Origin of the sequence: Kribbella sp. NPDC048928 (assembly GCF_043197975.1) — a bacterium.
Classification (GTDB): Bacteria; Actinomycetota; Actinomycetes; order Propionibacteriales; family Kribbellaceae; genus Kribbella.
This window is the reverse complement of the sequence record NZ_JBICUC010000007.1, coordinates 458,367-480,939: the sequence shown is the minus strand read 5'-3', so window position 1 is coordinate 480,939 and position 22,573 is coordinate 458,367. Positions and strand designations below refer to the sequence as shown.

Here is a 22,573-nt window from a genome sequence, read left to right as displayed (position 1 = left end):
GCCGAAAGTCCTTTCTGTACGGGTGATCCGGTCTGTACGGGTTGTCCGGCGGCTCAGTCGGCCGCCGGAGGTTGGGTGAGCTGGATCAGCTCGGCGCTGCCCTGGCGGGCGACCAGCCAGCCGCGGCCGGGTGGCAGCGGCTGCGGGCGTACGCCACCGAGCAGGGGACCTTCCTCGCGGCCGCCGGACATCATCAGACCCGGCGATCCGACGTCGCGGAGCCGTGCGAGTACGGGCTCGAAGAAGCCGCGGGCGGCGCCGCCGATCCGCCGGGCCACGATCACCCGCAACCCGATGTCCGAGGCCTGCGGGATGTACTCCATCAACGGCATCAGCGGATGGTTCTCCGTCGCCGCGACCAGGTCATAGTCGTCGATCAGGACGTATAGGTCGGGGCCGCGCCACCAGGACCGGTCACGCAACTGCTCGGGCGTCACGTCCGGCCCGGGCAGCCGCGCCTCCAGCGCCGAGCATGCCCCGGCGATCAGCTGTGCACTGCTCTGGTGGTTGGTCCCGTAGCCGAGCAGGTGATCGCCCTCGACGCCGCCGAGCAGGCTGCGCCGATGGTCGATGACCAGCAGCCGCGCCTCGTCCGGCGTGTAGACGTCCTGCACCCGGCGGGCCACGCTGCGCAGGAAGCTGCTCTTCCCCGAGCCCGAGTCGCCGAGCGTGATGAAGCACGGGTTCGCCTCGAGATCGAGCCGTACCGGCGACAGGTCGCTCTCGTTCAGGCCGATCGCGAGACCCCGGTCGGCGTCGCTGACGCCGTCGAGTTCCTCGAACGGGAGGTGCGTCGGCAGCAGCCGTACCGCGGGCGCCGTCGGTCCGCTCCACGCCGAACGGATCCGCTCGACGAGGGCCGCCGTACCGGCTGATCGATCGCCGTCGGCCATTTCCTGCTGGGCGAGCCGCGGCATCCCCAGCAGGAAGTGGTGCTTGTCGGCGGTGACGCCACGACCGGGCGTGTTCGCCGGGACCAGCGTGGCGGTGCGCCGGTCGATCATCGAGTCGACCGGGTCGCCGAGGCGCAGCTCGAGCCGGGTGCCGCACAGGTCGCGGACGTTCGTGCGCAGATCGAACCAGCGGGCCGCGCCGATCATCAGGTGGACCCCGTACGCGAGGCCGCGGGTGGCGATGTCGGCCAGTACGGTCTCGAGGTCGTCGAAGTCGTTGCGGATCGTCAGCCAGCCGTCGACCACCAAGAACACATCACCGTACGGCGAATCGGCGTACGCACCGTTGCGCCGCAACTGGCGGTACGCCGGCATGCCATCGATCCCGGCCGCGGCGAACTCGCGCTCCCGGGCGGCGATGATGCCGATCACCTCGGCGATCGTGCGCCGGACGGCGTTGACGTCCTGGCGCCCCGCCACGCCACCGACGTGCGGGAGATCGCGGAGGCCGCCGAGCACGCCGCCGCCGAAGTCCAGGCAGTAGAACTGCACCTCCTGCGGCGTGTGGGTGAGGGCGAGGCTGGTGATGATGGACGCGAGCGCGGTGCTCTTGCCGCTGTGCGGGCCGCCGACGACAGCGACATGACCGCCGCTTGCGGACAGGTCGACGAGGAGCGGGTCGCGGCGCTGTTCGAGCGGTCGGTCGACGATGCCGGCGATCGTCCGCAGGCTGCCGTTGAGATCGGGTGTTCCCGCAACCAGACCACGGTCGGTGACCACCGGCGTACCGAGCAACTCGTCCAGGCCGGGGGACTCGTCGAGCGGTGGCAACCAGATCTGGTGAGCCGTTGTGCCCTGGCCGGCCAGTCGGTCGACCAGGATATCCATCAGCGACTCGCCGATCGCGTCGTCGAAGGCGTCGTCGCTCGCCGGCTGTTCGTCCGGCCCGTCCTCGTCCTCGACCTCCGGAGCGACGTACGCACTGGTGTAGTCGTGCAGGATCAGCGAATTGTCGGCGGCGACCGGCAACGCTCCCGCGACCGGACGACGGTGGACGCCGGAGACGTAGGCGGCCCGGAAACGATCCAGTTCCTCGGTTCCGATCCGCAGGTAACCGTGACCAGGTGCCCTCGGCAACTTGAAGGCGTCGCCGACGCCCAGGACCGTACGGCTGTCCATGTCGGAGAACGTCCGCAGGCCGACCCGGTACGATAGGTGCGCCTCCAGGCCGCGCAGCCGCCCCTCGTCCAGCCGCTGGCTGGCGAGCAGCAGATGAACGCCGAGCGAGCGGCCGACCCGACCGATCTGGACGAAGATCTCGATGAAGTCCGGCCGCAGCGTGAGTAGTTCGCTGAACTCGTCGCAGATCACGAGCAGCGTCGGTACCTCGGGCAACGGAGCGCCCGCCGCCCGCGCCTTCTCGTAGTCGCGCAGCGAGGAAAAGTTGCCGGCGGCACGCAACAGCTCCTGCCGCCGGATCAGCTCACCGTTGATCGCGTCGGTCATCCGGTCGACCAGATGGAGTTCCTCGGCCAGGTTGGTGATCACGGCGCTGGTGTGCGGCAGCTTGTCCAGGCGGGTGAAGGTCGCGCCACCCTTGAAGTCGATCAGCGCGAAGTTCAGCGAACGCGGCGGGTGGGTGATGGCCAGCGCGAGGACCAACGTACGGAGCAGCTCGCTCTTGCCGGAACCGGTCGCGCCGATCAGCAGGCCGTGCGGGCCCATCCCCTCCTGGGCGGACTCCTTCAGGTCCAGCTCGATCGGCTGGCCGTCCGGGCGGATCCCGAACTTCACTCGCAGCCGGTCGCGGTTCGGGCGCTGGACCCAGGTCTCGTTCGGATCGAAGTCGTACGGATCGCCGAGGTCGAGCAGCTCCGCGAGCCCGAGGTCGGCGGTCAGCGACTGCTCGCCGACCGACCCCGCGGTCAGCCGTAGCGGTGCCAGCTGCCGCGCCAGGCCCTCCGCGCTGACCAGGTCGAGCTCGTCGGCCACACCGAGCCTGGTCTCGCCGTCCATCGTCTCGCTGACCAGGGTGCCGTCGGCATCGACATCGAGGATGATCGCACCGCTGTCGATCGTTCGTGGCGGCTGCGCGCCGAGCTCGATGACCGTGACTCCCTCGAGTCCCGGACCGGCCAGCAGGTGGTCCGAGCCGTCCACGATGCCGCCGTCGACGACCACCACCAGGTGCGGGCCGGGCAGCCGGGTGTCCGAGTGCGGGTCGTACCTGGGCCGGTTCGCCAGTACGTCGTCGAGCATCGCCTCGATCGCGGTGATGGAGCCGGCGAGCAAGCGCAGCGGACCCAGGGCGTCCGAGCGCTCCGGGTGCAGGGCGTGCGGCAACCACTTGGCCCAGTCCCAGTCCTCGCGTACGTCATCGCCTGCACAGATCGCGATCCGCAGGTTATCGGGGGCCTGGAGCGTTGCTAGTTGAGCTAGCAGTGCTCGCACGAGTGCCGCAGAACGGGCTCGGTCCCCGGGGAGATGGATCCGCGCGAAGCCGGTCACCGCCATCGCGATCGGCAGACCGGGCACGGAGGCGTACGTCGACACGAAGCGGCGCAACGCCAGCGCGGACAGCGGCTCCAGCCGTTCGAGCGGCTGCGTGTCGGGTGGTACGACGGTCACGGCCGGGCCTTGCGGACCGGCTCCGATTCGCGCGATCCCGAAGTCGCCGTCGTCGCGGCGGCGCTCCCACAGGCGGTAGCTGCCCGCGAGCACCCACAGGCTGTCCGGCGTCGGGTGTACGTACGACAAGGTGGTTCGCTGCTGCTCGATCGAGCGGCCGAGCCGGGTGCGCTGCTGGGCCAGCTGGCGCAGGTACGTACGACGGGCATTACCCATCTCGGCCTTGCCGCCGCCGGACCGGGACAGCAGGCCGACCACGATCATGCCGATCATCGCGAGCCCGAACAGGCCGAACACGGCGTACCGGATGCTGCCGCCGATGCTGCCGGAGAACATCAGCATCATCGCGCCCATCATCGCGACCATGGGGACGACCATCATTGCCTGTACCCACTGCCGGCCGCCCGGTTCGGGAACCCCGGGCGGTGCCGAGAGCAACAACTCGCCGGCAGGCAGCTCGGGCGCGGGGCGCCGTTCCGGCCGCCGGACCACCATCGTCGCCATGGGCGAACCTCATCTCGTCGCGCGGATCTGGCGCTCCGATCATCACGGCCGTTCCGGGCGTCCGCGGCGTACTGGCAGGAACGTGCCGCCGGCGGCTGCCGAGGTCGCCCGGTTCGTACCGTCGAAGCCGGTCACATCCGACTCAGAAAGGAACCGACCGATGGCCAATCCCTTCATCCATGTCTTCGCCGGAGACGTGGCTCAACTCGGCCAGCACGCCGTGGACACCGCCGAGCAGCACCGGGCGCACCTCACCCGGATGGTCAGCGAGACCGAGAACCTGCAGCCCTCGTTCCAGTGCACCGCTGCCGACCTCAACAGCCAGGGCGTCTACAACCAGGTCGACTACATCAACCCCAACCTGGTGGTGCGCGGTCACACCGAGGGCGAGAACCTGCAGCAGGCGGCGAACACGATCGACGGCACGATCTCGGACACCGCACTGCTCATGCAGCAGCAACTGAACTGCTGATCCCCAAGAAAGGAGAACCAACATGTCAGGTGATTTCCTGAGGCAGCACTTCGACGGCATGCTCGCGGCCGGCGAAGGGTACAAGGGTGTCGGCAGCGGGCTGAGCGAGACGTCCGGCACCCACCAGGCGTTCCTGAACGGCAAGGGAGCCAACTGGCTGAGCCCGGAGTTCCATGTCCTGCAGGGCAACGCGCTGAACATGACGAACAACGCCGAGGATCAGGCGCAGCACACCATTGCTCGCGGCAACGCGGTCGACAACTGCGCCGACCTCGGCATGACCTGCTCGAACACCGTCTCGGGCCTGGTCCAGTTCTGATCCGCTGATCCGCGCGGGTGAGCCTCGGCCGGATGATCCGGCCGGGGCTCACTGCTGTGCGTGGTCGCCGGCGAACAGGTATTCCGGCGGCAGTTCGTCCTTCGGCGTGGACGCCTCGGTGCGAACGATCGGTGTCCGGCCTGCGCGCCAGCGCCGCCGCCGTCCGGCGAGCAGGATGCTGCTCAGCAAGGCGACGAGCAGTGCGCCGCCGGTCGCGAGCACCGTGAGCTCGCGGGCGTGTTCGCCCGCAGACCGCCACCAACCCAGCGCGGCAAGCCGTTGCTGATCGGGAGGCGGCACAGTCATCGCCGGGATCTTCTTCGCCGGCGCGGCGATCAGACCTTCGGTCACCGCGCGGTACGGGTCGACGATGCCGGCACCGTACTCGGGGCTGTCCCGGCCGCCCCGAGCCGGCGTCGCGGTCGCTTTGAGCCGCTGGATCACCTGCGGGGCAGTGAGTTTCGGCCAGGCAGACCGGACGAGTGCGGCGGTCCCGGCAACGAACGGTGCCGCGAAACTGGTACCGGATACGTATTCATGGCCGGTCCGGCGCGTCGCCGCGAGGACGCTGTCGCCGGGCGCCACCAGGTCGACGTACGGACCGACTTGAGAGCTGTCGGTGCGGGCGCCCGCCTGGTCGATCGCGCCGACGCCGAGGACGCCGGAGTACGCCGCCGGGTACGAGGGATGCTCGCCGTCGGAACCGCGCTGGCTGTTGCCCACGGCAGCGATCACGACGACGTCCTGGCGGACCGCGTACGCGACCGCCTTCCGGACCGGTGCCTGATCCTGGTCCCCGGCCATCGACAGATTGATCACCTTCGCGCCCTGGTCGACCGCGTACACGATGCCGCGCGCGAGGACGTTCGGGTCGACGTACTCGACACTCCCGTTGCCGGTGGTCTCCCGGTCGGTCACCCGGACCGGCAGGATCCGCGCACCCGGCGCGACGCCGCGGAACCCGATCCCGGGCGCCGCGTCGGCGGCGATGATGCTCGCGACGCCGGTCCCGTGTGAAACACAGTCGTAGTTGCCCGGCAGCTTGCCGACCAGGAAGAAGTCGCGACCAGGCAGGACCTTGCCGGCGCGGTGCAGTTGCGGATGATCGGCGTCGACGCCGGAGTCGACGACGGCGACCGTCACACCGACGCCGGTGCTGTACGGCCAGGCGCGCTGAGGCATCAGGGTCTCCTGCGCCCACGGGAGCATCCGGACCGGGTTCCGGCCAGGATCCGGGTTGGAGCAGGCGCCTTTCGGCGGTGCGGCGACGGCGTTCACCGGGAGCAGGAGGAGACCACCGGCGAGCAGCCCGACGGCGTACCGGGCATGAATACGTACCCACGAGCTGATCGTCACCTGAGCATCGTCGGGCGCGCTGCCGCCGTACCTGCCGCGTTGGCCTGAAGCGGTCACGGGCCTCCGGGCGATGGGTTCGTCGGTCACCGTGAGGTTCGACTGCTCCGGAACGGGAGGCGTGATGACCGACGATCAGCGGGTCCGCGGCGGGTGGCTGGACGACCTGGAAGAGATGGAGAAGCAGACCCTCAATGCGCAGCGCCTGATGGATTCCGGGACCGGTACGGCCGAATCCGCCGACGGCCTGATCGAGGCGACCGTGACTGCACGCGGCGAGCTGGCCGAACTCATCCTCGACCCGCGAGTGCTGCGGGACCTCGACAGCCGGACGCTCGCGGACGAGATCCGTACGGCGGTGAACGATGCGCGCGGCCAGGCGCAGGACGAAGTACTGCTGGCGTTCGCGGACCAACTGCCGCCGGCTGACCGACCGGCGGCGGGCGACCCGGCGTTCGGACCGTTCCTTACCGAGCTGGCGCGGGCGCAGGGGAGGACGGGGCGATGAGTCCGCAACCGGTCAACTTCGGTGGCGTCGGGGACATCGACATGTACCCGGACGACACGTTCCGCGCGGCGCAGCAGATCTACCGGTCGGGCAGCGTGTTCGGGAACCGGTGGCCCGACCTGCTCAGGGCGATCGACCACGACGAGCAGATCGTGTCCGTCGGGTTCGACGACCTCAGCGTGGCGTATCGCGAGGCGTACAACAAGTACAAGGAAGTCGTGCCGAAGCGGGCCGACGAGGTGGCGCCGAAGCTGTACGACGCGGGCAACCGGGGGCGGCTCGGCGTGCTCAAGTACCTGCAGCTGAGCGAGCAGGAACAGCCCGCGTACATGAGTTCACTGGTGTGATTCCGGAACCCACGACGGCGCTCTGGCTCGAGCTCCGCAAGATGATCGACGGCTTCTTCCCGGTCTGGGTCGACGAGGACGCCGCCCAGCGGATGGGTGACAACTGGGCTGCAGCCGCGCAGGCGCTGGGGGAGACCGTGGCGCAGGCTACCAGCGGGCTGAACGCGCTGCCCGGCGCCTGGCCGGACGCGAACGGCATCCTGTACCACGACCGCGTACGCGACCTGGTCAACGGCGTCGGCGCCACTGGCGGGTACGGCGAGATCATCCAGATGATGAACGACATGGCGACCATGTCGCACGACTACGCGCGGCAGATCGCCAACATCAAGGACTCGATCTACGCCGAGCTGATCGCCAACGGGCTCGCGTTCGCGGCCAGCTTCGCGCTGCCGCTCCCGCTCGGGCAGTGGATCCGCGGCCGCATCGTGGTCGGGATCGCGACCCGGATCGGCGCCATCGTCCGCGCGGCCGCCGCCGCGATGCGACTCTCGGAGGGGGCCGCGAACCTTTTGGTTGCTGCGGGCAAGGAGATCGGCAAGGAGATGATCGAGGAACCGCTGGTCGAGATCAGTGGCGAGACCATCGACATCATCCGCGGATACCGCGAACAGCTCGACCCGAAGCAGATCGCGATCGCGGCCGGTGCGGGCGGTGGTGGTGCGGTGCTCGCACCGATTCTCAAGCCGGTGGGCTGGCTGGCCTCGAAACCCGTCGGTGCAGCAGTACGCCGGATCCCGGCGCCGGCGAGGTTCCAGCCGGCAGTACGCGGGGTCGGCAACTCGCTCGAACGCCAGACGCACGCGTTCGTAGTCAACGGCATCTCGTCCCCAGTCACCTCGGTAACAGCCCAAGCCGTTGCCGACGGCAAACTCGGCGACCTGACCTGGAACGACCTGGGCAAGGCTGTCTACCAACAAGGCCTAGGCTCCGGCGCCCTGGCCAGCGGCCGCATCACCGCCCACGAAACAGGCCACCTGGCGGGCCACTACACAGCCGCCAAACTCCACCCCACCCCAACAACCCCACCCCCCAACGCCCCCCAACCCCCCGCCCCCGAAACCCCCCACATCACCCAGCCCGCCACCCCCACCGCCCAACCCACCCCCACAACCGACCCGACCCCACAGACCACCCCAACCAACGTCACCCAGCCCCACCCCGGCTCGACCGACCTCACCCAGACCCACCCCGGCACCACCAACACCCCACCCACCACCACGAACACCGCCTCCACCCAAACCTCCCAGGACCTGCAAGCCACCCCCCGACCACCCATCACCACAGCCACCCCCGAAGCCCACGCCCAACCAACCACCCAAACCACCGCCACCCACCCCACAACCGCCACCCACCCCACAACCGCCACCGGCGCCCAACCCACCGGCGCCCAAGCCACCTCGACCCAATCTCCAACCACGCAACAACCAACAACGGCCCAGCAGCCCGCGGCGACCCAGCAACCCGCGGCGACCCAGCCGCCTGCGACAACCCAGCCACCGGCAGCCCAACCCCAACCAGCGGCGACACCCCAACAGCCAGGGACCCAGCAGCCGACGGCGACGCAACAGCCGACAGGCCAGCAACCCGCGCCCCAACAGCAGCCGGCGACGACGCAACAGCCGGCAGCCCAACAACCGGGGACGCGGCAGCAAGCGGCGTCGACGCAGCAACCGGCAGCCGCCCAGCAGCAGGCAACCGCCCAGCAACCGGCGACCCACCGAGGTGCTGCCGCCGAGCAGCCGAACCCACCTCAGCCGGCAGCCAGCGCGCAACAGCAGGATGCTGCTCGGCCGACCACAGGCCAACCGTCAGCTACTGCCGCGCAGTCCGCACCCCCACAGCCCAACCCCCAGCAACCCGGCTCCCCCCAACCACGGGCCCAGAACCACCCCACCCCGGCCTCAACCCCCCGCGCAACCACAAGCGATGGGGAGCAGGGGTTGCCGGTTTTGGCTCGGGTGGGGCGGGAGGCTTCGGGGGCGGAAGAGGTGGTGGAGGGGGTTCGGGTTAGGCCGGTGGATGGGGAGTCGCTGGAATCGACTGCACAGAAGGCGTTTGTCGAGGCGTTGAACGAGCGGGGGGCGGACGGTGAGTTCACGCCGGCGGCACGGGGGTTGCGGGGGCGGTACTACGCGACGCCTGACGGGTTGAAGGGCGGGAAGCCTACTGGGACCGTTCATCGGCGTTCCAAGAGCGGGACGTTCGAGGCGGTGTTGCCTGACGGCAGGGTGCTGTTGGTGCAGGTTCCGGAGCTGAGGTATGTGACCGGGACGGGGGAGTTCGGAAGTCTGCAGAAGGTTCCTGCGGTACCGAAGGTGGGCGGTCAGACCGACGTACTGTTCGGCGATCCGGCGCTGGGTGACGGACCTGGAGATCGGCAGGACGTCCAGAGCGACACCGATCGGTGGATCGAAGCCCGGCGGGATGCTAGGCAGGGCGGGCGTGAGGAGGTGGGTGGGGAGTACAGGCCTACGCCTCAGCAGGCGGGAGAGCGGATGGGGGACGGGTTTGCGAAGCTGATGCTCAGGTGGCTGGGTCAGCGGGGTGGGGTGGGCGAGGAGGTGCATCGGGTCTTTGCCGATCGGGCGCTCGGGTCGGGGCGGTTTGATCAGATCTTCATTCGGCTCGAGCCTGGTACGGGGCGGGTGCTCGGGTTCGTGATCGGCGAGGCGAAGAACGTCGGCGGTGAGTTGGGGTACCGGCGGATGCACGATCTGCTGTATCAGCAGGGGCATCGGGAGTACATCCGCAGCATTCTGCTGGAGATGATCCGGCGCGCCGGGCCGACTGCGGTGCTCGACAACGACGTCATGGTCGAGGGTGGTCCGCGCGAGCTCGGGGAGGGGCCGAAGTCGGCGCCTCGTCACGTACGCGCGGACGAACCGCTGGAGAACGAGGCCCAGCTGGCCGAGGCGATGCTCGCCGCGCTCGACACCGGGCAGCTTGAGTTCTTCATGGTGAAGCCGCTGCTGCTCGACGGGCGTACGGCTCTTGGGCTCAGCATCACAGAGTTCGACCTCACCGACCCGACCCCAGCCGACGCCCCCACCCCGGACCCCAACAACCACCAGACCCCACAACCGCCCGACAACCCCGAGCACAACCACGAGGGTGTGGGGGAGCGGCCCAATCAGGCGGTGGTGGATGGGGGTGGGGGGTTGGAGCGTACGGCGGACGTGGTGGTGGAGGTTGCGGGGGCAGCGGGGGTGGATCTGACGGGGATCGACGTGGTGGTGCTGAATGATGCGGCCGACTACGCGAGGCTTGACGATCAGCAGGCGATGGCGAATGCGCAGCAGTTGGAGGACGGTACGGTCCGGATCCAGCTGGGGCCGGCGAGCTTCGTCGACCGGGAGACGTTGGCCAGGACGCTGGCGCACGAGAAGACCCATGCCGACCAGTTCCGGGCCGGCCGGGTGAGCAGAGAGAACGTACCGGAGATGGAGACCGAGGCGTACGCGAGCGAGGCGTCCGCGCTGGAGAGGTTGCACGCACATGACCAGGTTCACGATCGAGACCATGTACGACCTGCCGAGTCAGCCCGGGCTCGTGACCCCCGGCAAGATCCGGAGCGGGGAGGTCCGGGCCGGCATGGTCCTCCGGATCGAGGGGACGGATCAGGACGTACGGATCCGGGGAGTGGAGTTGTCCTGTTCCGCCCGATCGGGGGCGACCCGGACCCAGGTGGCGCTGATTCTGGATCGGGAGCACGCCCAGCTGCTCCGGCCGGGGACAGCGCTCGTCAGCCCGGACTGAGGTTCCTGCCGGGATTCCTCCTGGTGGGGACCGCGGTCGCTGACGCGATCACGTCGGACATCGTCCTACAGGCCGCGAACATCCAGGAGGTCGTCCAACTCGCCGCAAACCGCTACCAGGTGACGACGACCGATGGTCGCACCTACGTTTTGCACCTGCGGATCGGTCCGCTCGGTCCCACCACCGTCGCGCGGTACGTCGCCGTACCGAACACCACGGCGGCAGAGGTGACGTTCTCGGACCACCTCGCCCTGGACGAGGTACCGCAGGTGGTCGCGCGCGTCCTCGCCGAAACCGCCGCGGCGACGACCGATCCGACCCCTGCACAACTCGCGGGGATCGAAGAATCCCTGACCCTGCACCCGTCCGGCGACCCCGAGCTGGACCCGTTGCTGAAGGCCGAGGACCACGGCGCCTTGGCAGAGGCCCGCGCGCTCACTGCCGAGCACGAAGCGACAACGTCCGGGATCCGAAGGCGCCGCATCAGGCAGCTCCTGGCCACCCTGGTCGCGTCGATGAGCCTCGGTGCCGAGCAGCCGGACGCCGAGCTCCGGCACACGCTCGTCTCCCGCGACGACAGCGCGATGGCCGAACGCTTCCAGGACCGCCGGTCGCCCCACGACGATCGCGTACCGAGGCGGGCGTACGTCGTGAAGTCGGTGCGCAGCTCGGTCCTGTCGGCCGTCGTGATCGGAGCCGCTGGATACGTACACACCGGCAGCCTCGCTGTGGGTGTCGCGCTGACCGTTCCCACGATGGTCAACTCACTCATCGGTGCCCTGGCCGAACACTGGCTCGACGGCCGCAAGGAGGAGGGCAGTACGTCGGCGTACGACGCCGAGAAGGCGCTGCGGGCCAAGAAGTACCAGGGAATGAAGGGAATGCTCGACGGAACTCACGAGGATCAGGCCGCGGATGCCGAGGACAAATTGCCCCGAGCAACCAAGCGGCGGCACTATCTGGTGCGCCATGCCGTGCCGTTGCTGGCGGCAACCGGAACGGCCAAGATCCTGGGCCTGTTCGGAATCCCCGCGATGTCGACGATTGCCGTCATCGGCACCACCGCGCTCGCGAAGACGCTCACCGAACGCCTGGTCGACCGCCGGAGACTCGACCTCCGGATCGCGCGCCTGGATGCCGCCATGCGCCGCCAGCTGTCCGATCCCGCCGCTCTGCAGAATCAGCTCGTCGCGCTGCTGCAGGACTATCACGCGCAGTTGGATGTCCTGCGGGCGCAGCTCACCGGTACGCAGACCGAGCTGCCGGCGCCGATCGACGGTCCGGAAATCGTGGACTCGCCAGGCACTCCGAGTTTCGCTCTCCAACTCGCCGCACAGTCGATCGAGAACGTCACCGCCGCTGCTCGCCGGCTGCTGAGCCATCTTTCCGCGATGCAGAACCAGAACCCGGATCCGGCCCAGCCGCCGGGCAACGGAGCCGCCCAACTTCAGCTGCTCACCGACGCTCTGATCAACGCGGTCGGCCCGGCCGTCACCAGCCTTCTCCTCGGCGCTGTCGGCGACAAGATCTTCTTCAACCAGGAAGAGGGCGCGAGCGACGCACAGAAGCTCTGGGACGAGGCCGAGCGCGACGCGGTCCGCGGACAGGCGCTGGTCGACGTACTCACGGACCAGCTGCAGCGGGTCGACGACGCGATCGAGCAACTCCGGCAGTCGGTCGCAGACCAGCACCCGGACGTCGGCCTAGGCGATCGGACGCTCGACCGCTTGAGTTTCCCGACAGCACCGGCACGCCCGGATGGGGCCCGGCCGCCGGGGCAGTCGAAGTTCCGGGCGTATCTGATACAGGTTGCGTTCGCGGCGATCGGCGCCGCGGGCGGGGCACTCGCGCTCGACCAGATCTTCGATCTCGACGACTACAGCGTGGTCATCACGGTGGCCGGCTCCGTCGGTGGTGTCATCGGTACGCCGGTGGCGCGGATGCTGTTCCGCCGGGCCGAGTTGCGGCGGAAGGACCAGAACGCCTTCGATCTCCGCAAGCAGGACGTCGATCGCAGCGTCCTGAACAAGCAGGTGGCCTTCGGCAAGTATCTCGTCGCGCAGTTGCTCGATCAGATCCAGCAACTGCACGAGCAGGTCGTTGGGCAGGCTGTCGACGTACGGCCGGGTGATCCCGGCTACACCGATCGAATCCGGGCCGCCGCCGAGCAGGCGTACCTGGACAACCTCGAGGCCACCCACCCGGACGTGCAGCTGCAACGTATCCGACTGCTCGAACGGATCGACCAGTTGGCGGCGGCTCTCGACTGGGCGGATGCGTCCGACGCCGAGCAGGCACAGACCCGGTTGGCCCACGCAATCGCCGTGTACGAAGGGATTGTCGATGAGGACGGCACGAGCAAGACATTCCCGGACGTACGGCAGGTAGCGCCCGGGCGAGGCCAGCGGGTGACAGGCGGGCCGACCGATCAGGTACGGTCCGGCGCCGCGCGGGCGCTCGGGCGGATCCTGGGCGAACCGGGCGACAAACCGCACCTCGAAGAACGCCTGGTGGCGTTGGAGGAAATCGTTCGAGCCGCCAACGCAGTGGATGCCCACAAACTGGCCGGCACGGCCAGATCACGAGCGGCCGTCCAGCAACAACTAGCCGACCGCATAGCGGCCTACGAGGAGCTCCTGGAGCAGACGAACCTCCCCGGCGGCTTCCCCCGCCCCGCAATCAGCCCCGAGGGGATCAGCGGCTGAGGAACGCGAACTGGGCTATCTTGGTCGCCCCATCGGGATAGGTGATCTTGGACTGCGGCCCGAGAACGAAGCCTGAGCGGTGGAATCGTGCGATCGCCGCCGTGTTACGGATGTCGGGCTCCACAACGATCCGCGGGTGCCCCAGTACGCCGAAGATGAACCGGCCGAGCGCCCCGACGAGCTGACCGGTGAAGCCCGGACGAGGATGCCCCGGAGCAATCAGCAGATGCACGCCGAGATCCCCAGGCTCGATGTCGTACGCCTCGCCGGCCGGATCCGCCTGCGGGTCGTACGTCTGCAGCAGTGCCACCGGTAGCTCGTCCAGCCGCACGACGTACACGTGATGCGTCGGCACCGAGTCCAGGAATTCGTACGTCCGCGCAATCTCCTCCCGCGACAACGCCCCCATGCCCCAGTACGAAGCCCGCTCCGCCGTCACCCATTCATGCACCAGGTCGAGGTCCCGCGCCGGCACCGCCTCCGAGATCCGTACGGTCCCAAGCCCCTCGACCACCGACGTGAACTCGGTGTCCTCCCGCACGACCGCACCGTCCGCCGGCGTGAGCACACCACGCAACCACAGCCGAAGCTGGTCGTGATGATGCGGGTCCCCGAGCACGCCGGACGCACCGAGCGGCACGACCCAGCCGCTGGCCGACCGATCCGCGAGATCCCACGCGTACCGGGCCGCGGACGCTCGCACGCACAGATCCGTCAACCCAGGAAGGCTCGACGTGGACATCACGCAGTGGTGGTCACCAGACAGCTCCAGATCGAACCGCTCCTCACCTGGCGCGAACACTGACCCGCGCAGCGCGTGCAGCGGCGTCAGCTGATGGGTCTCGCCCCACGGCGGCCGCGGGCTGTTCGCCGCGACCTCCTCCAGCGCCTCGCGCGCAAGCCAACGAACGTTGACCTGCGGGATCAGATCGGTGGCGAGCAGATTCTCCAGCGCGAACGAGACGTGGGTGAGCGGATCCATCCACGGAGCGAAGATCTCCGTCACGTCGGCGTTCTCGAGCATCGAGAAGTGGTCGGTGATCCGCGAGACGAGTGCCTTGCGGATCGCGGCGTACGACGATGCTGTCGTACTGGTGGCGTCCATGTGCCGGTCCCAGGCGAACAGTTCGGTGCGTAGGGCAACTGCTCGTGTGGAGAGATCGTCGAGGCCGGTCAGCAGGTCGAGGACAGAGCCGGCCGAGCCGAGGTACGTGTCCCGGTGGATGTCCGGCATGTCGTCGACCGACCAGTCGTCGCGCGCGTTGACCAACTCGCGGATCCGGTTGGCCCGGTGCGGCGCCGCGAACTCGACGCCCAGCGAGGCCGCCAGCTCACGCGCGTTCGCCATCACGACCGGACCGTCCACGTCCGCCCGCGGCATCGGCGCCTGCCAGCCCTCCCACTGATGCTCAGCCTCCCAGGCCGGTACGACGCGCAGCATGTTCTCCCGCGGGCGCCGCGGCACCACGCCCGCAGTACGGTGCAGCAGCCCGCCCGCCGTATCAGCGGCCAGTACGACGTTGACCGGCTCGACCCACTTGTCGAACGCGGCGTCGACGTCCGCCACGGAAGTTGCCTGCAGCAACCGATACGCCGCCTCGAACCCGAGCCGCCCGGTCACACGCGGCGGGTACCGCAGGCTGATCCCGGGCTGGATGATCGGCCCGCGCTCGGTCTCGGTGACCTCGACGGACAGCGGATCCGCGCCCGCGACCTCCACCACCTCGGTGTGTACCGTCGCCGGCTTCCACCCGTCGGGCCCCAACGCCTCGACCCCGGACGCCGTAGGACGCAGCTGCTCGAAGTAGAGGTCCTGATAGTCGGCCATGGCATTCGTGATCGACCACGCGACCGACCCGGTGTGCCCGAAATGCGCCAGGCCGGGGATGCCCGGAACGGCCAGCCCGAAGACGTCGTACTCCGGGCAGGTCAGCCGGATCTGCTGGTAGACGCCCGGACTCTCGACGTACCGATGCGGATCACCCGCGACGATCGCCTGGCCGGACGCGGTGTGCGTGCCCGGGATCAGCCACCCGTTGCTCCCGGCACCATGTGGGCCCTCCGACGTGAACAGGTCCAGGGACGACTCGCCGAGCTGTTCCGCGACGTGCGTCCGCCACAGCTTCGACGGGAACCCCGCGAACAGAATGTGAACCGCCAGCCAGATCCCAAGCGGTGTCCAGGGCTCCCATTTCTCCAACGTCAGCCCGGTCTGTGTGAACTCCGGCGCGCGCAACGCTCCGCCCGGTAGCGCGTGGTTCACCCCGTCGACGTACGCGCTCACCCACTCGCGCGTCTCGACGTCGAGCGACTCGAAGCACCGCTGCGCCGTGTCCGCCAGCCGGGCCTGCCGCGCGAACACGTCCCACCCGGCCGCCTCCGGCCCGAGGAACGCGGCACTCGTCCCGAGGCAGCGGCGCCGCTCGAGCTCGATCTGCCAGGCGCGGTCGCGGGCGGCGTTCACGCCCTGCAGATACACGAGCGCGAGCGGGTCCCCGGCCTGCAGCTGCGGTACGCCGTACGTGTCCCGGAACACCCTCGCGTTCACAACAGTCCCCCACATCGATTAGGTTAGGCTTGGCTAATTTACTCAGCAGCTATCTTGCCCGACAAGTGCAATTCTCGCTGGAGGTCCATCGTGAGGCATGGCTGGGAAGGCGTGGTGCTCAAGCTCTTCCGGGCGAAGGACTTCGTCTTCACCGTGACGGGCGCGGAGCAGGTCACCGAACGTTACCGCCGGGTGCATTTCGCGGACGGCGGTCTGCTGCAGGCGGCCGGCGTGCACCCGACGATGTGGGTACGGCTGTGGTTCGACAACGCGGGCAAACCGCACCAGCGTGCGTACACGCTGGTCGATCCGGACGTCGACGCCGGCACGTTCAGCCTGGAGTTCGCGTTGCACGACGGGTGCGCGAGCGACTGGTCCCGGAAGGCCGAGCCGGGCGACACGATCGAGGCGACGGTGCAGGGGACCGGGTTCGAGGTACCGGATCCGCTGCCGCCGCGGATGCTCGTCGTCGGCGATCCGGCCTCGCTGCCCGCGATCAACTCGCTGCTCGCGATCGCCCCGAAGCTGCCCGCGACGATCTGGTTCGAGACCACGCACACGGCGGATCAGGAGCTCCCGTTCCGGATCGCGGACCATCACGAGCTCCGGACCGTACCGCGAGCGCAGCTGGTCGAGAGCGTGAAGGCCGAGCTGGGCGAACTCGTCACGCCCGACACGTTCGTCTGGATCGCGTGCGACACCACGACGACCCGTGTGCTCACCTCGTACGTACTGAAGGACCTTGCGATTCCGAAGCATCGCGTCAAGTCCCTCGGCTACTGGAAGGACGCGTAGTCTGACGTCCGTGATCAGGCCGCTCGATGTCACCGACCGTACGCTCGCCGGACGTCTTCTCGAGGTTCAGCATGCGGCGTACGCCGTGGAGGCCGAGCTGATCGGGTTCGACGGGATTCCGCCGTTGGAGGAGGATCTCGACGGTCTGATGGCGTCGACCGAACACTGGCTCGGACGGTACGACGAGGACACACTGGTCGGCGCGATTGCTTATGAGCTGAGCGCCGACGAGGTCGAGATCTCCCGCTTGATCGTGGATCCCGCGCACGCACGGCGCGGTCACGGGCGGGCGCTGCTCGACCATCTGGACGAGCTCGAACCGCGCCCGGTGAGCCTCGTCTCCACCGGATCCGCGAACACGCCGGCCGTGAAGCTCTACACGTCCCGCGGCTACACCGAGACCGGGCGGATCGAGATTGCGCCCGGCGTCCACCTCACGCAGTTTCGCCGCGCGTCCTGACCTGTTCGAACCCGTAGTACAGCGCGAGCAGGAACACGATCAGCAACGTCAGCCGCGGGGACACGAACGAGACGCCGATCGCCGCGGCGTAGATCACCGTGCCGACCGAGTAGCGGACCAGCGACATGCGGATCTGCGCCTTCGACATGGTGTGCTCGACGAGATTGTGGCGCAGCACGTACCACCAGATCAGGCTGAACGCGATCGCGGCCAGCGTCAGCGTCGTGCTGTAGACCGCGGCGGCGACGTGGCCGTCGACCGACGTGTCCTTGAGGTGCTCCGCGAACAGACTGGTCGGGAACGGCAGCAACGTCACCCACAGCAGCAGCAACAGGTTGAGGAACATCAGCCCGCGATCGGCGCGCTGGATCTGCCGGAACATCGAGTGGTGGTTGACCCACATGATGCCGAGGATCGCGAAGCTCACCAGGTACGCCGCGAACTGCGGCCACTCGTTCACGAGCCCCGCCCACAGATGCTCACCCTCCTCGAGCTCGGGTGCATGCAACTCGAGGACGAGGAGGGTGATCGCAATCGCGAAGACGCCGTCGCTGAACGCTTCCAGCCGATTCGTCTCCGCCATCTCAGAAGGGGTGCTCACGGGCACCCAGTGTGTCAGCCGCCGGTAACAGAAATCGCTGTCCAGCTGATCGCCGGTAGCGTAATCGTGAGTTTGCCGTCGGCCAGGTGCGCGGACTCGAACGGCTGCGCCGTGACGCGGTCCGGCGCGGCCGCGGAGTTGGTCGCGAGCGGATCGGCGTCGTGCACGATGACGGCCTCCTCGATCGTGGTTGCGCCCGTCCGGCTGACGTCCACGGTGACCTCGACCGGCCCGTCGCTCGATCGGTTCACCGCGAAGATCGACGTCCGGCCTTCGTCGTACGTCGCTACCGCGTCGACGGCCGGTACGTCGCCGTACCGCGTGGTGCTGACGGTCGGGGAGTCCGTCTCGATCCGGAGCACCTGACCTGCCGCGAGCCGCGAGGTGATCGCGAACGGGTGGAACGTCGGCTGCCGCCAGGCCGTGCCGCCGGGCTCGGTCATGATCGGCGCGATCACGTTCGCGAGCTGGGCCAGACATGCGACGCCGACCCGGTCGCTGTGCCGCAGCAGCGAGATCAGGAGGTTGCCGACGACAACCGCATCGGTCACGTTGTACTGGTCCTCGATCCGCCGCGGGGCCACCTCCCACTGGTCGGCAGGACCGTCGGTGCACCGGGAACGGTCGGAGTACCAGACGTTCCACTCGTCGAACGAGATGCCGATCTTCTTGGTGCTCTTGAGCTCCGCGCCGACATGGTCCGCGGTGGCGATCACGGAGTCGATGAAGTGGTCCATGTTCACCGCCGACGCCAGGAACGATGCGGTGTCGCCGTCCTCGTTGCCGTAGTACGCGTGGCAGGAGATGTAGTCGACGAACTCGTACGTCTCGCGCAGGACGTCGCGCTCCCAGGTCCCGAACAGCGGCATCTTCGACGACGAGGAGCCGCACGCGACGAGTTGCAGGTCCGGCTCGATCATCCGCATCGCGCGCGCGGTCTCGGCCGCCAGCCGCCCGTACTCCGTGGGCGTCTTGTGCCCGATCTGCCAAGGACCGTCGAGCTCGTTGCCCAGACACCACAGCTTGATCCCGTACGGTGCCGCGCCGTGCGACGTGCGCAGATCGGACAACGCCGTACCGCCGGGGTGGTTGGTGTACTCGAGCAGGTCGAGCGCCTCCTGGACACCACGGGTACCGAGGTTGATCGCCATCATCGGCTCGACGCCGGCGGCGGCGCACCAGCGAGTGAACTCGTCCAGCCCGAACTCGTTGGTCTCGACGCTGTGCCAGGCCAGGTCGAGGCGCCGCGGCCGCGCGTCCCGCGGGCCGACGCCGTCCTCCCAGCGGTAGCCGGAAACGAAGTTTCCGCCGGGATACCGGACCACGGAGACACCGAGCTCCCGGGTCAGCTCCAGAACGTCCTTACGGAAACCGTTTTCGTCGGCGGTCGGATGCTCGGGCTCGTAGATGCCGGTGTAGACGCACCGGCCCATGTGCTCGACGAAGGTCCCGAAGGTCTTGCGGTTCACGGGCGCGATCGTGAACGCAGGGTCGATGGTCAGCTTGGCAGAGGGCACCAGGTGGCTCCTGTCATAGTGCCTAGCCCTTGATTCCGGCATCGCCCACACCGCGGACGACCTGACGCTGGAACAGGGCATAGACGATCAGCAGTGGAAGACCGCCCAGGACGGCCGAGGCCATGATCTGGGCGTAGCGCAGGCCGTACGAGCCTTGCACGTTCGCGAGTCCGACCGGGATCGTCATCATTGACGGGTCGGTGGTCACGATGAAGGGCCAGAGGAAGTTGTTCCAGGCCCCGATGAAGGTGAAGATGCCGACCGCCACCAGGATCGGCCGCGACATCGGCACCATCACGCTCCAGACGATCCGCCACCGGGACGCGCCGTCGACCCGGGCAGCGTCCTCGTAGTCGCGGGAGATGCCGTCGAAGAACTTCTTCAGCACGAACACCATCACGGGCGCGACCACCTGCGGCAGCACGATGCCCCAGTAGGTGTCGACCAGCCGGAGACCGGTCATCTCCTGGAACAGCGGCACGATCAGCACCTGCGGCGGCACCAGGATGCCGGCGATGATCAGCCCGAACAGCACCCGCCGGCCCGGGAACGTCGTCCGCGAGAAGCCGTACGCCGCCAGCACCGAGACGAGCAGGGTCAGCGCCGTCACCAGGATCGACACGACCGTACTGTTCAGGAACCAGCGGATCAGGTCACCCTGATCGATGACGCTGCGGTACGCCTCGGTGGTCGGCGACTGCGGGAACCAGGTGATCGGAGCGCGGGTGGTCTCCGGCTCGGGCTTCAGCGAGGTGTCCAAGGCCCAGAACAACGGGACCAGCCAGACCAGGGCCAGGATCACCGCACCGACGGCGGTGGCGGCCTTCGGGAAGGACCAGCGCGGTGCCACCGGACCGCTGCGGGTCCGCCTGGTTGCCGCGGGCAACGTCGCGGCCGTCATTCGCCGACCTCCTTCCGGCCGGAGAAGAGTTTGAACTGGGCGATCGCGACCACCACGATGATCGCGAAGAACATGTACGAGATCGCCGACGCGTAGCCGATCCGGTAGTTGGTGAAGCCGTTCTCGTAGATGTACATGATGATCGGCCGGGTGGCGTGGTTCGGGCCGCCGCTCGTCATCAGGTAGACCTGGTCGAAGATCTTCAGCGACGCCACCAGTTGCAGGACGACGATCAGGCCGGTGGTCCGGCTCAGCAGCGGCAGCGTGATCCGGAACAGCTGCTGCCGTCCGCTCGCGCCGTCGATCGCGGCCGCCTCGTACACCTGCGCCGGAATCCCTTGCAGGGCAGCGAGATAGAGCAGGAAATTGAACCCGACCGTCCACCAGACGGTCGTGATCACCACGGCGAGCATGGCCCGGTTGTCGGTGTTCAGCCAGTCGATCTCCGCGAACCCGCCGGCCGTCAGCAACCCGTTCACCAGGCCGAATCCGGGCTGGTAGATCCACACCCAGATCAGCGTGACGACAGTCGCCGGGAGGACGAACGGAGCGAAGTACGAGAAGCGCAACAGCCAGCCCAGCAGGCCTTTGCGGCTGGCGAGCAGCGCCATCACCAGGGCGATGATCACCAGCGGCGGGGTGCTCATCGCGGTGAAGACGAGCGTGTTCTTCAGCGACGACCAGACGGCCGGGTCGCCGAACATCTCGCGCCAGTTCGCCAGGCCCAGGAACTCGTGCTTCGCGCCGGCCAGGCTGGTGTTGAACAGGCTGTTCCACAGCCCGGACACGATCGGCCAGAGCAGGAAGACCGCGAACAGCAGCAGGAACGGCGCCACGAAGAACAGCCCGCCCCACCGCTCCCGCCACGGCTGACCCGCTGCCGGCTCCGCCGCGACCCGCCCGGTACTGCCGATGGCACGTGGTGGTGATTGAACAGCCATGATCCGGCTCCTTTCAGACGGGGGAAGGGGTGTCGAGCAGCGTTTGCGTGGCTGCCTTGAACTGGGCGAGCGCGGCCTTCGGGGTGGCCTGTCCGCTCGCGATCCCGCTGAAGGCGGCCGCCGACTCGTTCTCGAGCTGGGCTCCCGATCCGCTGAACCAGCCGTCCGGGTCGTACAGCACGTTCGGAGCGACACTGCGGTACTCCGCCTGCGGCTTCAGGTTCAGGTACTCCGTGCTCTGCACCACCGGCTGGTAGGCCGGGATGTGCCCGCCGGCTGCCCACTCGACGCTGTGCTTGAGCATCCAGGCGATGTACTCGATCGTCGCCTTGGTGTCGTCGGCGTTGCGATGCGCCTGGTGCGGCAGCACGAACGTGTGCGAATCCCCCTGGAACTTCGGTACGTCGTACACGACCGGGAACGGCGCCATGCTGAACGGCAACTTCGCGGTCTGGTACGTCGTGACCTCCCACTCACCGTTGAAGCTCATCTCCGCGTCACCGTTGCTGAACTGGGCGACCAGCGCCGCGTAGTTGGCCGACTTCGGCGTGAGCCCTTCACTCGCGAGCTTCGCGATCAGGTCGAGCGCCTCGAGTGCCTTGGCGTCGTCGATCACCAGCTCCTTGCCGTCCGGGCTGAAGAACTCGCCTTGGAGCTGGCCGTAGAGCGTGTACCAGAGTCGCCACGGACTGGTGGTGTCCACAGAAACGGCGTACTTTCCGGTCGTTTCCTTGACCGCCCGGAGCATCTCGAGGAACGCGGTCACGCCCTTGACCGGCTTGATCTTTCCGTCCGCGTCGAGCAGGCCGGCCTTCTTGCAGATGTCGGTGTTGTAGTAAAGGACGAACGGATGCTGGTCCAGCGGCACCGCGTACAACTGGCCGTCGATGACGCAGCGGTCCCAGGTGGCCGGCAGGAAGTCGGACTGCTGCACTCCGGCGGCCTTCAGCAGGTCGACCGGGATCGGGTCGAGCATCGTCGTCGGGCTGAATCCCTTCAGCCGGGACATGTGCATGGTCGCGACCTCCGGTGCCCGGCCGCCGGCCGCCGACATCGCGAGCTTGGTGTAGAACGGCGGGCCCCAGGCGAGCGTCGTCGCCGAGAACCTGACACCGGGATGCTCGGCGACGTACTGCTGATGGATCTGCAGCAGGCGGGCGCCGTCACCGCCGCCGAACAGGTTCCATTCGCGGACTCTGGGCTTGGCGTCGAAGGCGCCGCAACCGCTGAGGGCGAGGGCGCCGAGCAGGCCACCGAGGACTGTCCGGCGTCCTGGGCGGAGGGGAGCGAAGTCAGGGGGCATCTGTCCTCCAGGCGGAGCG

The 22,573-nt window shown here is 68.4% G+C and carries 15 protein-coding genes; 7 read left to right on the top strand and 8 right to left on the bottom strand.

Annotation, left to right across the window (positions count from 1 at the left end; all coding sequences use genetic code 11):
* Nucleotides 1–53 precede the first annotated feature (53 nt).
* Nucleotides 54–4,025 (bottom strand): type VII secretion protein EccCa, encoded by a 3,972-nt coding sequence (gene eccCa / locus ACGFI6_RS30500; RefSeq protein WP_393124594.1) that lies wholly within the window; start codon nucleotides 4,023–4,025, stop codon nucleotides 54–56.
* 160 nt (nucleotides 4,026–4,185) lie between these two features.
* On the opposite strand from eccCa, the gene ACGFI6_RS30495 reads away from it, so the two are divergent.
* Both ACGFI6_RS30495 and ACGFI6_RS30490 read left to right on the top strand, forming a co-directional pair.
* Nucleotides 4,186–4,497 carry a hypothetical protein gene (locus ACGFI6_RS30495; protein WP_393124592.1) on the top strand — a complete coding sequence of 104 codons (312 nt, stop codon included), beginning with the start codon at nucleotides 4,186–4,188 and terminating at the stop codon, nucleotides 4,495–4,497.
* A 22-nt stretch (nucleotides 4,498–4,519) separates the two neighbouring features.
* Nucleotides 4,520–4,816: a hypothetical protein gene (locus ACGFI6_RS30490; protein WP_393124590.1), complete on the top strand. Its 297-nt coding sequence runs from the start codon at nucleotides 4,520–4,522 to the stop codon at nucleotides 4,814–4,816.
* A 48-nt stretch (nucleotides 4,817–4,864) separates the two neighbouring features.
* Here the strand turns inward: ACGFI6_RS30490 and mycP are convergent, their stop codons facing one another.
* Nucleotides 4,865–6,172 carry a type VII secretion-associated serine protease mycosin gene (gene mycP / locus ACGFI6_RS30485; RefSeq protein WP_393124588.1) on the bottom strand — a complete coding sequence of 436 codons (1,308 nt, stop codon included), beginning with the start codon at nucleotides 6,170–6,172 and terminating at the stop codon, nucleotides 4,865–4,867.
* 121 nt (nucleotides 6,173–6,293) lie between these two features.
* Here mycP and ACGFI6_RS30480 point away from each other — a divergent pair, with 121 nt between their 5' ends.
* The 3 genes from ACGFI6_RS30480 to ACGFI6_RS30470 are packed head-to-tail and all read left to right on the top strand — an operon-like array spanning nucleotide 6,294 to nucleotide 13,488.
* Nucleotides 6,294–6,677 carry a YbaB/EbfC family nucleoid-associated protein gene (locus ACGFI6_RS30480; RefSeq protein ID WP_393124586.1) on the top strand — a complete coding sequence of 128 codons (384 nt, stop codon included), beginning with the start codon at nucleotides 6,294–6,296 and terminating at the stop codon, nucleotides 6,675–6,677.
* Nucleotides 6,674–7,024, top strand: coding sequence for a hypothetical protein (locus tag ACGFI6_RS30475; RefSeq protein WP_393124584.1), 351 nt, complete (start codon nucleotides 6,674–6,676; stop codon nucleotides 7,022–7,024). The genes ACGFI6_RS30480 and ACGFI6_RS30475 overlap by 4 nt, the downstream gene beginning before the upstream one ends.
* Nucleotides 7,021–13,488, top strand: coding sequence for a hypothetical protein (locus tag ACGFI6_RS30470; RefSeq protein ID WP_393124583.1), 6,468 nt, complete (start codon nucleotides 7,021–7,023; stop codon nucleotides 13,486–13,488). Before ACGFI6_RS30475 ends, ACGFI6_RS30470 begins: the two co-directional genes overlap by 4 nt.
* On the opposite strand, the gene ACGFI6_RS30465 is transcribed toward ACGFI6_RS30470, so the two are convergent.
* Nucleotides 13,478–16,036, bottom strand: a complete 2,559-nt coding sequence (locus ACGFI6_RS30465; RefSeq protein WP_393124581.1) for a GNAT family N-acetyltransferase — start codon at nucleotides 16,034–16,036, stop codon at nucleotides 13,478–13,480. The two genes, ACGFI6_RS30470 and ACGFI6_RS30465, sit on opposite strands and share 11 nt — an antisense overlap.
* A gap of 90 nt (nucleotides 16,037–16,126) precedes the next feature.
* Here ACGFI6_RS30465 and ACGFI6_RS30460 point away from each other — a divergent pair, with 90 nt between their 5' ends.
* Both ACGFI6_RS30460 and ACGFI6_RS30455 read left to right on the top strand, forming a co-directional pair.
* The gene (locus tag ACGFI6_RS30460) at nucleotides 16,127–16,831 is read left to right on the top strand and encodes a siderophore-interacting protein (protein ID WP_393124579.1); all 705 of its coding nucleotides are present in this window, start codon (nucleotides 16,127–16,129) and stop codon (nucleotides 16,829–16,831) included.
* 10 nt (nucleotides 16,832–16,841) lie between these two features.
* Nucleotides 16,842–17,291, top strand: coding sequence for a GNAT family N-acetyltransferase (locus ACGFI6_RS30455; protein ID WP_393124577.1), 450 nt, complete (start codon nucleotides 16,842–16,844; stop codon nucleotides 17,289–17,291).
* On the opposite strand, the gene ACGFI6_RS30450 is transcribed toward ACGFI6_RS30455, so the two are convergent.
* From ACGFI6_RS30450 to ACGFI6_RS30430, 5 genes are read right to left on the bottom strand one after another with little or no spacing between them, the layout of a single operon-like run.
* Nucleotides 17,266–17,892 carry a TMEM175 family protein gene (locus ACGFI6_RS30450; protein ID WP_393124575.1) on the bottom strand — a complete coding sequence of 209 codons (627 nt, stop codon included), beginning with the start codon at nucleotides 17,890–17,892 and terminating at the stop codon, nucleotides 17,266–17,268. The genes ACGFI6_RS30455 and ACGFI6_RS30450 overlap by 26 nt on opposite strands.
* Before the next feature lie 14 nt (nucleotides 17,893–17,906).
* On the bottom strand, nucleotides 17,907–19,409 hold the full coding sequence (locus ACGFI6_RS30445; RefSeq protein ID WP_393124573.1) for an alpha-N-arabinofuranosidase: 1,503 nt from the start codon (nucleotides 19,407–19,409) through the stop codon (nucleotides 17,907–17,909).
* A gap of 22 nt (nucleotides 19,410–19,431) precedes the next feature.
* Nucleotides 19,432–20,310, bottom strand: a complete 879-nt coding sequence (locus ACGFI6_RS30440; RefSeq protein ID WP_393124571.1) for a carbohydrate ABC transporter permease — start codon at nucleotides 20,308–20,310, stop codon at nucleotides 19,432–19,434.
* The gene (locus tag ACGFI6_RS30435) at nucleotides 20,307–21,251 is read right to left on the bottom strand and encodes a carbohydrate ABC transporter permease (protein WP_393124569.1); all 945 of its coding nucleotides are present in this window, start codon (nucleotides 21,249–21,251) and stop codon (nucleotides 20,307–20,309) included. Before ACGFI6_RS30435 ends, ACGFI6_RS30440 begins: the two co-directional genes overlap by 4 nt.
* A 13-nt stretch (nucleotides 21,252–21,264) precedes the next feature.
* Nucleotides 21,265–22,554, bottom strand: a complete 1,290-nt coding sequence (locus tag ACGFI6_RS30430; RefSeq protein WP_393124567.1) for an extracellular solute-binding protein — start codon at nucleotides 22,552–22,554, stop codon at nucleotides 21,265–21,267.
* Nucleotides 22,555–22,573 lie beyond the last annotated feature (19 nt).